This is a genomic window from Aminobacter carboxidus (genome assembly GCF_014863355.1).
GTDB classification, from domain to species: Bacteria; Pseudomonadota; Alphaproteobacteria; order Rhizobiales; family Rhizobiaceae; genus Aminobacter; species Aminobacter carboxidus.
In genome coordinates, this window is record NZ_JACZEP010000004.1 from 17,606 (window position 1) to 29,189 (window position 11,584).

The window sequence follows — 11,584 nt, forward strand, 5'->3', positions numbered from 1 at the left end:
GGCTGGCCGGAAGCAGCCCGCTGATTTGACTAGCCTCCTCCCCCATTCGATTGATTTACAGCGACACCCTAGCGAGCGAGACTCCTGGCCCGTGCAATTGCACGATGCATCAGCGGAGGAACTGCCATGAGGTCTGCCGGTCTCGCCAGTGGCGCCATCGTCGCCCTGGCTCTCGCCTGGAATGCTGGCCCCACCATCAATGCCGCCAGCGCCGCAGAACCCAGTAAAGCCGAACTCGACGCCGCGCGTCAGGCTCTCGAAAAATACAAGGATCCGTACGTCGCTATCCGCGACCTCTATCTTTCGACAGTCGGCTGCGTCCATTACACCGGCGAAAAGATCGAAGGACGGATGGAGTATCCAAAGGGCGCGATGGGCGTGCACTTCGTCAATCTGACAGTGAAAGGGCCGCCTGACCCCACCAAGCCGAATGTACTGGTCTACGAACCTGGGGCCGACGGCAAGCTCACCCTCGTCGCAGTCGAGTGGCTGGTTCCAATGGACGCTGTGAAAGAACGGCCAACCGTGCTCGGCCAGCCGTTCCAAGGTCCGATGGAGGGCCACGAACCCCTGATCCCCAAGGAGTTCGCCCATTACGACCTGCACGCCTGGCTGTTCAAGGACAATCCGAACGGAATGTTCAGCCCGACAAATCCCGACGTCACATGCGACGGCTACCCGTTCACCCTGCTGGAGGAGCCGACCAAGATGGTGCATCCGCATTGATGACTGGCGGCATCAAGGCGACCTGAAGCACCGCAGCGTTCAGCGTGGCGCGGCCGATACGCCGATCTCTGCCCGGCCGACAAGTGCGCCGTGATGGCCGATGACGGCGGCCGCCACGTCGGCGGCGAGGCCTGCTGCAGCACGATGGTCGCCGTTCTGCAAGTAATTGGCGAGGAAGGCGCCGTTGAAGCTGTCGCCGGCACCGGTCGTGTCGACAACTTTTTCCGCCCGTGTCGCAGGCACGAAGGACCGTTCGCCGTCGAAGCGCAGCGTGATGCCGGCCGCACCGTCCTTGACGACGAGCTTGCCGACGCCGAGGCCAGCGTAGCGCGCGATCGTCGCGTCGACCGAGGCATCGCCGAAATGCGTTGCCTCGTCTTCGAAGCTCGGCATCACCAGGGACGATGCGGCAGCACCTGCCGTGATCGTGCTCCGCATGGTTTCGACATCGTCCCACAGCCGCGGCCGGATGTTGGGGTCGAAGGCGACGAGCTTGCCGTCTGCCTTGGCACGGCCGAGTTCGTCCAACAGCGTGGCAACCGCCTCGGATGCCAGGATCGCCAGCGTGATTCCGGAAAAGAAGATCACCTCCGAGGCGTCGATGGCCGCGCGCAATGCGGCGGGATCGTCGGCCAGCAGCCGCGCCGCTGAGGCCGAACGCCAGTAGGAGAAGCTGCGCTCGCCGTCCTTGAGATGGATCATGTAGAGGCCGGGGCTGCGGCCCGACACGCGGCGTATGAAGCCGGTGCCAACACCAGCGCCTTCGATGAAGGCCAGCATTTCATCGGAGATCGTGTCGGTGCCGACGGCGGTGAAATAGTCGACCGGCCTCGCCTCGGGCAGGAATGCCCTGACGTAGTAGGCCGTGTTGAAGCTGTCGCCGGCAAAACCCTGTCTAAGCAGCCCGCCCTCGGCCTGCCTGAGTTCGACCATGCACTCGCCGATTGATAGAACGCGTCCCGCCATGCCCGTACGGCCAATCCTGATTTCTGTGGTTGTCCGCGTGCTCGAGCGTCAGCGCTGGCCGGCGGCCCTGATGCCGGCGCGCTCGTCGGCTGCCGTGTGACCGAGGCGGCTCGACAGGTCGGCGGCGGCATCGAGCAGTGTCTTGAGATAGCTCGCGTGGTTCTTGAGCCCGTCCTCGCGCGGCGCCACAAGGCACAGCGTGGCGATGCAGATGTTGTCGGCCTGGTAGACCGGCACGGCGAAGCAATGGGTGAAGGTCTCGACCGCGCTGTTGAAGGTGTAGTAGCCGACACGCGCCGCCTCGCGCACCTCTGATATGAACAGCGCCGGGTCAAGCCACTGGCCGTTGGGCAAGCGGAAGTCCTCCTTGGGAATGAAATCAAGGATTTCCTGATCGCTCATATGCGCCACCAGGAGACGGCCCGAGGCCGTCCATGGGATCGACACCGGATCGCCGACATTCGACGAGATGCGGAACGGGCGCAGCCCCTCCTTCATCTGGGCAACTGTGTATTTGTTGCCTTCGAGCAGGCACATCTGCGCCGTTTCGCGCGTCTCCTCGGCGATATGCGTCAGCAGCTTGTCGCATTCGCGCATCAGGTCGAACTGCTCGGAATAGGCGACGCCGAGGAAGTAGAGCTTGCGGCCAAGGAACACGCGGCCGTCTTCGCCGCGATATTCCAGAATGCCCTGGCGCATCAGCAGATTGACCAGCTCATAGACCGACGACCGTGGCGCGCCGATGCCTTGGGCGATCTCGTTGGGGCGCAGCGGCTGGCGCTTCAGGCGCAGAAAGTTCAGGATCTCGAAGGCGCGATCGAGACCGCGCGCCCGCCTGTTGACCATGTCGTCCGATACGTCGTCCATGTGCCGCCTTTTCCGGCAGATCGCCGGGCAATACCTATGCCATCACGGCGCCTTGTAGGCGACGCAGTCGATTTCAACTTTGCAATCGACCATCATACTCGACTGTACGCAAGCGCGGGCCGGCGGATGGTCACCGAAATACTCGGCATAGACGCCGTTGAACGACCAGAAGTCGCGGGGGTCGTCGAGCCAGACGCCAACGCGCACGATGTGCTCCAGCCCATAGCCGGCCTCCTCGAGAATGGCGATGACGTTTTCCATCGTCTTGCGCGTCTCGGCGATGATACCGCCACCGACGATCTCGCCGTTCTCCATGGCGACCTGGCCGGAAACGTAGAGCCAGCCATTGGCCTCGACGGCGCGGGCAAAAGGCAATGCCTGCTTGCCCGCTCCGGTCTGGCCGGTGCCGTAGCGCTTGATCGTCATGTCTATTCTCCGAATGCTAGTTGAAGGTTGAGGTCTTGAGGAATTCGGCGAGCCGCTCTGTCTGCGGCTTCAGGAACATCTCGCGCGGATTGCCCTCTTCGCCGATGCGGCCCTGGTTCATGAAGATGACGCGAGAGGACACCTCATAGGCAAACCGCATCTCGTGGGTAACCAGCAGCATGCTCATGCCGTCGCGAGCGAGGTCCTTGATGACCTGCAGCACCTCGTTGACCAGCTCGGGGTCGAGCGCCGAGGTCACCTCGTCGAACAGCATCAGCTTGGGGTTCATGGCAATGGCGCGCGCGATCGCCACGCGCTGTTGCTGGCCGCCTGAGAGCTGGCCGGGGAAGCGGTCGCGGCGCTCGGCCAGGCCGACACGGTCGAGCCACTTTTCGGCGACGATGCGCGCCTCGTCACGGGCCATCTTCTTAACCTTGACCAGGCCGAGCATGACGTTTTCGGCCGCGCTCATATGCGGAAACAGGTTGAACTGCTGGAAGGCCATGCCGGTCATCGCACGCTGGCGGGCGATTTCCTTTTCCTTCTTGCGCCGACGCGTGCCGCCTGCGGTGTCATAGCCGATCTCTTCGCCGTCGATGCGGATCGAGCCACCCTGGAACTCCTCAAGCATGTTGATGCAGCGGAGCATGGTCGTCTTGCCGGAGCCCGACGAGCCGATGATCGAGATGACGTCGCCCTGGGCCATGGTGCAGTCGACGCCCTTGAGCACTTCGACTTCGCCGTAGCGCTTGTGCAGGTCGCGGATTTCGAGAAGGTTGCCGGTCATTGTTGCGGCCTCACGAAGGGATCGAAGTTTTGCGTTCAACGTAGCGGCCGAAACGCTCGATGCCGTAGTTGACGACGAAATAAAGGAAGCCCGCGAAGAAATAGAATTCGAGGCTCATGAAGGTGCGCGAGATCAGCTCCTGCGTCCTGAGCAGCAGTTCCGCGACGCCGATGATCGACAAAAGCGTCGAGGCCTTGACCATCTCGGCGGCGGTGTTGACCCAGGCCGGCAGCACCTGGCGCAGCGCCTGCGGGCCGAGCACATAGGCGAAGGTCTGCGGGAAGGTCAGGCCGATCGCCTTGGCCGCCTCGGTCTGGCCCCTGGGGATCGACTGCAGCGCACCGCGCACGATCTCGCCGACATGCGACGAGCAGAATACCGCAAGCGCCAGCACGCCGGCCTGGAACGGGCCGAGGTCGATGCCGATGGTGCCGAGCACGTAGTAGCTCGCCAGAACCAGCACCAGAACCGGGGTGCCGCGGATGAAATCGGTGTAGCCGCGCACCAGCCAGCGCAGCGGCCTGTTGCCATAGGTGAGCGCAAGCCCGACGCCGATGCCCAAGATGGTGCCGACGAGGATCGCCAGGACCGAGATAGAGACGGTGACGCCGATGCCCTTGAGGATCGGGATGCGGGCCAGCCACAGCGTTTCGAAGAATGTCACGAGTTCCATGGCGTTCACCGGGGAATGGACATGCGCTGCTCGAGCTGGCGCAGCAGGGCTGCGAGCACCGAGCAGGTGGCGACATAAAGACAGCTGGCGACGATCCATGTCTCGATGACACGGAAGCTCTCGACGTTGATCTTTCGGGCTTCGAAGGTCAGCTCCGGCACGGCGATCGCCGCGGCCAGGGAGGTATCCTTGAACAGCGAGATCAGCGTGCTCGACAGCGATGGCAGCACGTTACGCAGCATCAGCGGCATAACGATCGAATTGCGAATCTGCGCCTGGGTCAGGCCGATGGCGAGACCGGCCTCCTTCAGCCCATTGGGCACGGCGAGCAGGCCGCCGCGAAACACCTCGGCGAGATAGGCGCCGGAGTAGAGTGCCAGCGTCGCCACGAAGCTTTCGATCTTGCCGAGGCGGATGCCAAGCTGCGGCAAAGCGAAAAAGGTGAACAGCACCAGCACCAGGATCGGTGTGTTGCGGATGATGGTGACGTAGATGCGCGCGGGATGGCGCAGCGCACCCTGCTTCGACAACAGGCCGAAGGCTGTGATCAGCCCGAGCACGCAGCCGATGGCGATCGCCACGAAGGCTAAGCCCAGGCTGAGCGCCAGGCCCCAGAGCAGTTGGTCGAAGCTGCGCCAGACCGCCGAGAAATTGAGCGTGTAACCCATGGTGCCGTCAGGTTCCGATCAGAAGAATTGGCGCGGCCGTCCTGGCCGGGGGCCGCGCCAAGGGACGAGCCTACTTGTACTCGACCGGGAAGCCGATCTGCGGCGGAGCAAGCTCCTTGCCGAACCAGGTCTTGTAGGAGTTGGCGTAGAAGTCGAACTCGACGCCGGTCATCGCCTCATGCAGGGCGGTGTTGACGAAGTTCAGCCAGTCCTGGTCGCCGCGTTTGACGCCGCAGGCATAGGTCTGCGGGTTCCAGCCATAGCCGGCATCCTTGTAGCGGTCGGGGTTCTGCTTCATGTACCAGGCGAGCGACGACTGGTCGGTGGCGACAGCATCAGCACGGCCCGATTCCAGCGCCTGGTAGATCAGGTCGACGGATTCATACTGGTCGACCTTGGCCTCCGGCAAGGCGGCATGCACCATCGCCTCGGCATAGACGTTCTGCAGCACCGAGATGGTGACGCCCGAGCCGGCGCCCTTGAGCGCGGCATAGTCGGCATACTTGCTGTCGCCCTTCAGCATCAGGCCGACGCCCTCGCGGTAGTAGGGAATGGTGAAGGCGATCTGCTGGGCGCGTTCGCCCGTCACCGTCATGAACTGGCAGGTCAGGTCGACCTTGTCGGTGGTGATGTTGGGGATGCGGGCATCCGACGACTGGTTGACGTATTCTATCTTGTCGGGATCGCCAAACAGCGCCTTGGCGACGATGCGCCCCATGTCGACGTCGAAGCCCTGGAGCTTGTCGTCGGCACTCTTGAAGTGCCACGGCGCGTTGGTGCTGCCGGTGCCCATGACCAAATGGCCACGCGCCAGAACCTCATCGAGCCTGCTCTGCTTTTCCTGTGCGCCGGCAGGCATTGCCGCCATCAGCGCGAGCGCGGCGACGGCCGCGGAAAGTGCGATCTTCATTTCGCCGTTCCTCCCAAAACAATTTTCCCAATCAGATGTCCGCTATTTTGGACATGTGTCCTTAATATCGGATTGACGTATAAAACTCCGCGCGGCATTGTTTGTCAAGCGCGGCACAGGCAAGGTCCGCGGTGTCCGCATGATTGGAAGGCAAGGCCATGTTCGACAGGATCCAGACCCCCGCCGTGTTGGTGGATATCGATGTGGCGAAGCGGAACATCACGCGCTTCCAGGCCTATGCCGACAGCCACGGGCTGAAGGTCCGTCCACACATCAAGACGCACAAGCTGCCGGCAATCGCCGAACTGCAGCTCGACGCCGGCGCGGTCGGCATCACCTGCCAGAAGGTCTCGGAAGCCGAAGCCATGATCGCAGCCAGCGACCGGCTGAACGATGTGCTGATTACCTACAACATCCTGGGCGACGACAAGCTCGCCGCGCTCGTGGCCCTCGCCCGCAAGGTCAAGCTTGCCGTCGTTGCCGACAACGCGACCGTGATCGACGGAATTGCCGCCGCCTTCGCCTCGGCCGGCGTCACGCTCGAAGTCTTCGTCGAATGCAACACCGGCGCCGACCGCTGCGGTGTCGGCTCCCCGCAGGAGGCCGTCGAGCTCGCCGCCCGCATCGCCACGGCCCCCGGCCTGCGTTTCGCCGGACTGATGACCTATCCGCCGGTTGGCGGCGCTGCCAGGGTGCAGGCGTTCATGACCGCAGCCAAGACGCTGATCGAAGCAAGAGGCATTGCCGTGCCTGCCATCACTTCGGGCGGCTCACCCGACATGATGAAGGCGCATCTGGCGCCTGTTGCGACGGAATTCCGCCCCGGAACTTACGTCTACAACGACCGCTCGCTGGTCGCCCGCGGCGTAGCTGAATGGGAAGACTGCGCGCTGACAGTGCTCGCCACCGTCGTTTCGGTGCCCGCTCCCGACCGCGCCATCATCGACGCCGGCTCAAAGACGCTGACCTCCGACCTGCTCGGCCTCGTCGGCCACGGCCATGTGCTCGGCCGCCCCGACATTACAATCGACCAACTGTCGGAAGAGCACGGCCGCCTGCGCTGCGATGGCGACATCAACCTCACCGTCGGCCAGCGCATCCGCATCGTGCCCAACCACGCCTGCGTCGTCACCAACATGGTCGACGCCGTCCATGTCTACGGCAGCGGCAAGGCGCCGGAGCTCTGGCCAGTGCCGGCACGCGGCAAGATCATCTGAGCCAGAACCAATAGCAAAAAGGTCTCGCCGACACCTGGTCAGCGAGACCTTTCCTGTTTTCAGGCGGAAGCGTTCAGCGCACGACCAGCACCGGCACCTTGCTGTTGGTCAGCACATCGACCGTCTGACTGCCGAGGATCAGGCGACCGAGGCCGCGGCGGCCATGGGAGGCCATGACGATCAGGTCGCAGCCCTTGTCCTGGGCGATCTGGTTGATCGCCTCTGCTGCCCACATCTCCTCGACATGAACAGTGTCGGCGTTGACGCCCAGCCTGTCGGCCTCAGCCTTGGCGGCGGTCAGCACCTTGGCACCATATTCCTCGCCGGCCCTTTGGTAGGAAACGATGTCCTCTGCCGTCGCCACCGGGCCATACATGCCGGCGGAAGCGAAGATCGGCGCCGGCTCGGTGACGTTCATGACCGTCACCTTCGCCCCGATGCCCTTGGCCAGGCTCAAGCCATGGTCGAGCCCCTTCTGCGCCAGTTCCGAGCCGTCGGTGGCAATGAGGACGTGGGTGTACATGGACTATTCTCCTTGGCCCACTTGGGGCTCGATTGAATCCAGCCTCCCCGACCGACGCCCATGGGTCAAGGCGAAGGCCTTGAAATCGACTGGTACAGCGGCATAAAGCCCTTGACCGTTATATTCCGCCGAACATAACAATGTGCCGCTCGCTATATTGGCATGTATATATCCAAACCCATTGTTCAACCCGAGATCGACAGTATGAGACGCCGCAACCTCTTGATTTCATTCCTGGCTGCCGTCACTGCCCTGGCCGGCTCGGCCTCGCTCGCCTCGGTAGAGCAACGCGTCTTCACCGACGCCGCTGGCCGTAAGGTGGCGCTGCCCGAGAAGATCACCCGCGTCATGGCCGCCGGCCCGCCCGCTTCGGTGCTGCTCTATTCCGTCGCGCCCGACCGCATGGTCGGCTGGGTGCGCGAGTTCAAGGACGAGGAGAAGGCGTTCATCGCCGCGCCCTACCGCGACCTGCCTGTCCATGGCCGCCTGACCGGCAAGGGCGACGCCGCCAACATGGAAGCGGTGCTGGCGATGAAGCTCGACATCATTTTCGATGTCGGCACGGTCAACCCGACCTATGCTTCGCTCGCCGACAAGGTGCAGGAACAGACCGGCTAGGCTAGACTAGGCAGATCTCGGCCGGCAGACCGACCGGGCTGCGCTTGGCCTCGGCGCCGACGGCATATGTCGCGCATTCCAGCGTGTCGACCATCTTGGCGCCGTCGAGATCGAAAGCCATCGGCCGCGCCCCGTCAGGGAAGACCTGCCGCTCGAGGATCCAGGTCAGCTGGCTCAGGACGATATCAGGATCCATGTCGGGCGAACGCCTGATCACCGCATCGACACCGAGCTGCGGATCGGCAAGGCAATCATTCCAAGCCTGGCGGGTGATCGCCTGCAGCTTGCCGGCGAGGCCCGGCTCCTTTTCCAGCACCGAGTTGAGCGCCACCAGCGCGCCCGAATAGATGTCGAGCCCGTTGTCGGCGAAATAGAGAAAGTCGAGCGCGCTGGCGTCGTAGCCGCGCATCTGCATGGCGAATTTCAGCGTCGCGTCGAAACAGGTCGCGGCAAGAACCGAGCGCGAGGCGACCAGCCCGTCGCGCTCCTCGGGCTGAACGCCGAGATAGCTGTAGCTGTCAGGCGCATAACCGTTGCGCTTGAGCAGCAATGGCAGGAGCCGTGCTGAGGTGTCGCCATTCGGGCCGCACAAAGTGCTGCCGGGAATGTCGGCCAAAGTCAGCCGCTTGCCATCCGAGAGATAGCCTAGGCAGCAGGGCGTGTGCTCATAGATCGGCACGAGGCAGGAGATCTCGGTCTCGCCCGTGCGCAGCGCCCGCTCGAATACAGAGGATACATCGCCGTATCCGATATCTGCTTCACCATCTACCAGAGCGCGCGTCACCAGCGACGAACTGAAGCCCTCGACGAAGGTGCAGGACAGGCCGTGATCGTCGAAATAGCCGGCATCGACGGCATGCAGGAACGGCGAATTCTGCCCCTGAAACAGGTAGTTGAGCTTGAAACGCAGTTCCATTCCACAAAACCTCGAACTTTGGAAACTGTCGTTCTTGAGAAACAGATGCTCCAGAAACTATTGTATCCAAACTAGTCGCCGACCTTGGTGGCTTTAGCGGTTTGTGATATAACCCAAACATTCTGTTTTCAAGTAGCCTATCCAAAGGAGTGATCATGGGAATTGTGCGGACAGCCCTGCTGGCCCTCATCGCGGCATTCGGCGTGAGCGCGGCAAGTGCGCAGGACTACAAGGCCGCCCTCGTTGCCGCCGACACCATCACGGTCGGTACGTCGGGTTCGGCGCCGCCCTTCAGCATGACCAACGCCGCGGGCGAGCTCGAGGGCTTTGACATCGACGTCGTCAACCTGATCGCCAAGCAGTTAGGCCTCACAGCCAAGTTCGAAAAGCTCGACTTCGCCGGCCTGCTGCCGGGCCTGGGCGCGGGACGCTTCGACCTCATCGCCTCTGGTGTGACCCGTACGCCCGAACGCCTGGCTTCGAAGGACTTCTTCCTGCTGTCGCCCTACATCGTCAACGGCGCTGCCGTCACCCGCCGCGAGGCCGATACCGACATCGCCAGTTGGAAGGACGTCTGCGGCAAGACCATGGGTGCGGTGCGTGGCGGCACCTTCCAGAAGGTCGCCAAGGAAAAGCTGCCGGTCGACTGCGTCACCAAGAGCCGCGAATATCCCGGCGCGACCGAGTTGTTCCTCGACCTCGAGAACCGCCGCATCGATTTTGCCGCCCATGATTTTCTCGGCCCGAAATACCTCGCCAAGTCGGGCAAGCTGACCGGCACCGTCACCCTCGACGACCTGCTGGCAACCATCACCCAGAGCGTCGCCGTCAACAACAAGAACAAGCCGCTGGCCGACGCCATCGACGCCCAGTTTGAGACCTGGCGCAAGGACGGCACCTTGCAGGGCCTCGCCGACAAGTGGTTCGGCGCCTCTATCGACTGGTCGAAGGCTCAGTAAAAGACTTTCCGCGCGGGGCGGCGGAACATGGAGATCGCACTTGCATGGCTGCCGCGACTGTTGGTTGCGGCGGCCTTGACCCTTGCGCTGTCGACGGTCGTCTTCACGGCGTCGGCCATCTTCGGGCTGCTGTTGTCGCTCGTCCATTACGGCCGCGAAAAGTCCTGGCTCCGGAACGGCATCGAGGCGTTCAGCGCCTTCTTCCGCTCGGTGCCGGAACTCGTGGTACTGTTCCTGTTCTTCTTCGGCGGGCCGCAGATCGGCATCGACTTCGGCCCCGTCGGCTCGACCATCATCGCTTTCACCCTCGTCGGCATCGCTTTCGACTACCAGGTGTTCAAGGGCGCCCTGAAGGCCGTGTCCTTCGGGCAATATGAGGCCGGCCTTGCGCTCGGCCTGCCGAGGTGGATCGTCTTCCTGCGCGTACTGCTCCCCCAGGTCCTGCCGCTGGCGCGCAAGGGCTGGATCACCTACGCCATCGGCACGGTCAAGCGCATGTCGGTCGCCTCGGCCGTGTCGGTCAGCGAGATCCTCTACGTCACCAAGCAGGGCATTGCCGCCACCAACGCGCCCTTCACCTTCCTGACGCTCGCCGTCGGCCTGTACATCCTGATCGTCACGCCGCTGCTCGTCTTCAACGAACGCAAGCCGAAGCAGGCGGTGGTCCGATGAACACCCTGCTCGATCCGTCCTACCAGCAGATGCTGCGCGATGGGCTGGTGATGACGCTGCTCATTTCGGTGGTCGTCATCGTGGTGTCGAACATCCTGGCACTGCCGATGGCCATCTACATGCAGCGACCCAAGGGCGCGTTCCGCCGCATCATCATCGGCTACAGCTTCTTTGCCCGCGCCGCCCCGGTGCTTGCGCTGCTGTTTGCGCTCTATTACGGCCTGCCCCGCCTCGGCATCTATCTCGAGCCGGTGCCGTCGGCACTGATCGGGCTGATCTTCGCCTCGACCGCCTACAATCTCGAATTCCTGCGCTCAGGCTTCGAGAGCATTCCCGCTGGCCAGCTCGACGCCGCCAAGGCGCTCGGCCTTCGGCCATTCGCGACATACTGGAAGGTGATGGTCCCGCAGGCCTACAGGCTCGCCGCACCATCGCTGTTTTCCAACGCCATCCAGATGGTCAAGGGCAGCTCGCTCGCCAGCCTGGTTGCGATCGACGAGCTGACGGCTGCCTCGACAGTCATCATCTCCGAGACCTACAAGGCGATCGAGGTGCTGCTGCTCGTGTCGGTGTTCTACCTGTTGATCGCAGCCGTCATCATCGCTCTGCAATATTTCTATGAATCCAGGCAGAACCTCGGCCGGCGCTGAGGCGGT

General features: G+C 63.1%; 15 protein-coding genes. 6 read left to right on the forward strand and 9 right to left on the reverse strand.

The annotated features are described in order from the left end of the window. Positions 1–126: 126 nt before the first annotated feature. A complete protein-coding gene (locus IHE39_RS14340; RefSeq protein WP_192566953.1) occupies positions 127–726 on the forward strand; it encodes a hypothetical protein in 600 nt (199 codons plus the stop codon). 39 nt (positions 727–765) lie between these two features. Here IHE39_RS14340 and IHE39_RS14345 read toward each other — a convergent pair whose 3' ends face one another. The 7 genes from IHE39_RS14345 to IHE39_RS14375 form a co-directional block, all read right to left on the reverse strand. Then, positions 766–1,692, reverse strand: a complete 927-nt coding sequence (locus IHE39_RS14345; protein WP_192566954.1) for a sugar kinase — start codon at positions 1,690–1,692, stop codon at positions 766–768. A gap of 48 nt (positions 1,693–1,740) precedes the next feature. Then, entirely contained in the window at positions 1,741–2,559 is an 819-nt protein-coding gene (locus IHE39_RS14350) for an IclR family transcriptional regulator (RefSeq protein ID WP_184771809.1), read from the reverse strand. Between the two features lie 42 nt (positions 2,560–2,601). Continuing rightward, positions 2,602–2,985, reverse strand: a complete 384-nt coding sequence (locus tag IHE39_RS14355; protein ID WP_067965357.1) for a RidA family protein — start codon at positions 2,983–2,985, stop codon at positions 2,602–2,604. A gap of 16 nt (positions 2,986–3,001) precedes the next feature. Then, a complete protein-coding gene (locus IHE39_RS14360; RefSeq protein ID WP_184771811.1) occupies positions 3,002–3,772 on the reverse strand; it encodes an amino acid ABC transporter ATP-binding protein in 771 nt (256 codons plus the stop codon). 10 nt (positions 3,773–3,782) lie between these two features. Then, complete coding sequence (locus IHE39_RS14365) at positions 3,783–4,445, reverse strand: amino acid ABC transporter permease (RefSeq protein ID WP_115733304.1); 663 nt, start codon at positions 4,443–4,445, stop codon at positions 3,783–3,785. A 5-nt stretch (positions 4,446–4,450) separates the two neighbouring features. After that, positions 4,451–5,113: an amino acid ABC transporter permease gene (locus IHE39_RS14370; RefSeq protein ID WP_184771813.1), complete on the reverse strand. Its 663-nt coding sequence runs from the start codon at positions 5,111–5,113 to the stop codon at positions 4,451–4,453. 70 nt (positions 5,114–5,183) lie between these two features. Then, the gene (locus IHE39_RS14375) at positions 5,184–6,023 is read right to left on the reverse strand and encodes a transporter substrate-binding protein (protein WP_115733306.1); all 840 of its coding nucleotides are present in this window, start codon (positions 6,021–6,023) and stop codon (positions 5,184–5,186) included. A gap of 158 nt (positions 6,024–6,181) precedes the next feature. Between IHE39_RS14375 and IHE39_RS14380 the strand changes: the two genes are divergently transcribed. Then, positions 6,182–7,240 (forward strand): D-TA family PLP-dependent enzyme, encoded by a 1,059-nt coding sequence (locus IHE39_RS14380; protein WP_192566955.1) that lies wholly within the window; start codon positions 6,182–6,184, stop codon positions 7,238–7,240. Positions 7,241–7,313: 73 nt separating this feature from the next. Here the strand turns inward: IHE39_RS14380 and IHE39_RS14385 are convergent, their stop codons facing one another. After that, positions 7,314–7,763: a universal stress protein gene (locus IHE39_RS14385; protein ID WP_192566956.1), complete on the reverse strand. Its 450-nt coding sequence runs from the start codon at positions 7,761–7,763 to the stop codon at positions 7,314–7,316. Positions 7,764–7,967: 204 nt separating this feature from the next. On the opposite strand from IHE39_RS14385, the gene IHE39_RS14390 reads away from it, so the two are divergent. After that, a complete protein-coding gene (locus IHE39_RS14390; RefSeq protein WP_192566957.1) occupies positions 7,968–8,381 on the forward strand; it encodes a TroA family protein in 414 nt (137 codons plus the stop codon). A 1-nt stretch (position 8,382) separates the two neighbouring features. On the opposite strand, the gene IHE39_RS14395 is transcribed toward IHE39_RS14390, so the two are convergent. After that, entirely contained in the window at positions 8,383–9,297 is a 915-nt protein-coding gene (locus IHE39_RS14395; protein WP_192566958.1) for an ABC transporter substrate-binding protein, read from the reverse strand. A 155-nt stretch (positions 9,298–9,452) separates the two neighbouring features. On the opposite strand from IHE39_RS14395, the gene IHE39_RS14400 reads away from it, so the two are divergent. From IHE39_RS14400 to IHE39_RS14410, 3 genes are read left to right on the forward strand one after another with little or no spacing between them, the layout of a single operon-like run. After that, positions 9,453–10,256 (forward strand): substrate-binding periplasmic protein, encoded by an 804-nt coding sequence (locus tag IHE39_RS14400; RefSeq protein WP_192566959.1) that lies wholly within the window; start codon positions 9,453–9,455, stop codon positions 10,254–10,256. A gap of 27 nt (positions 10,257–10,283) precedes the next feature. Continuing rightward, entirely contained in the window at positions 10,284–10,928 is a 645-nt protein-coding gene (locus tag IHE39_RS14405; RefSeq protein ID WP_192566960.1) for an ABC transporter permease subunit, read from the forward strand. Further along, positions 10,925–11,578 carry an amino acid ABC transporter permease gene (locus tag IHE39_RS14410; protein ID WP_192566961.1) on the forward strand — a complete coding sequence of 218 codons (654 nt, stop codon included), beginning with the start codon at positions 10,925–10,927 and terminating at the stop codon, positions 11,576–11,578. Before IHE39_RS14405 ends, IHE39_RS14410 begins: the two co-directional genes overlap by 4 nt. The last annotated feature ends 6 nt before the right edge of the window (positions 11,579–11,584 follow it).

What these genes read in the sequence shown, in the direction of transcription:
- IHE39_RS14340 (WP_192566953.1), top strand. Translation starts at nt 127, where the DNA reads ATGAGGTCTGCCGGTCTCGCCAGTGGCGCCATCGTCGCCCTGGCTCTC.
- IHE39_RS14390 (WP_192566957.1), top strand. Translation starts at nt 7,968, where the DNA reads ATGAGACGCCGCAACCTCTTGATTTCATTCCTGGCTGCCGTCACTGCC.
- IHE39_RS14370 (WP_184771813.1), bottom strand. Translation starts at nt 5,113, where the DNA reads ATGGGTTACACGCTCAATTTCTCGGCGGTCTGGCGCAGCTTCGACCAA.
- IHE39_RS14375 (WP_115733306.1), bottom strand. Translation starts at nt 6,023, where the DNA reads ATGAAGATCGCACTTTCCGCGGCCGTCGCCGCGCTCGCGCTGATGGCG.
- IHE39_RS14360 (WP_184771811.1), bottom strand. Translation starts at nt 3,772, where the DNA reads ATGACCGGCAACCTTCTCGAAATCCGCGACCTGCACAAGCGCTACGGC.
- IHE39_RS14395 (WP_192566958.1), bottom strand. Translation starts at nt 9,297, where the DNA reads ATGGAACTGCGTTTCAAGCTCAACTACCTGTTTCAGGGGCAGAATTCG.
- IHE39_RS14345 (WP_192566954.1), bottom strand. Translation starts at nt 1,692, where the DNA reads ATGGCGGGACGCGTTCTATCAATCGGCGAGTGCATGGTCGAACTCAGG.
- IHE39_RS14410 (WP_192566961.1), top strand. Translation starts at nt 10,925, where the DNA reads ATGAACACCCTGCTCGATCCGTCCTACCAGCAGATGCTGCGCGATGGG.
- IHE39_RS14365 (WP_115733304.1), bottom strand. Translation starts at nt 4,445, where the DNA reads ATGGAACTCGTGACATTCTTCGAAACGCTGTGGCTGGCCCGCATCCCG.
- IHE39_RS14350 (WP_184771809.1), bottom strand. Translation starts at nt 2,559, where the DNA reads ATGGACGACGTATCGGACGACATGGTCAACAGGCGGGCGCGCGGTCTC.
- IHE39_RS14400 (WP_192566959.1), top strand. Translation starts at nt 9,453, where the DNA reads ATGGGAATTGTGCGGACAGCCCTGCTGGCCCTCATCGCGGCATTCGGC.
- IHE39_RS14355 (WP_067965357.1), bottom strand. Translation starts at nt 2,985, where the DNA reads ATGACGATCAAGCGCTACGGCACCGGCCAGACCGGAGCGGGCAAGCAG.
- IHE39_RS14385 (WP_192566956.1), bottom strand. Translation starts at nt 7,763, where the DNA reads ATGTACACCCACGTCCTCATTGCCACCGACGGCTCGGAACTGGCGCAG.
- IHE39_RS14380 (WP_192566955.1), top strand. Translation starts at nt 6,182, where the DNA reads ATGTTCGACAGGATCCAGACCCCCGCCGTGTTGGTGGATATCGATGTG.
- IHE39_RS14405 (WP_192566960.1), top strand. Translation starts at nt 10,284, where the DNA reads ATGGAGATCGCACTTGCATGGCTGCCGCGACTGTTGGTTGCGGCGGCC.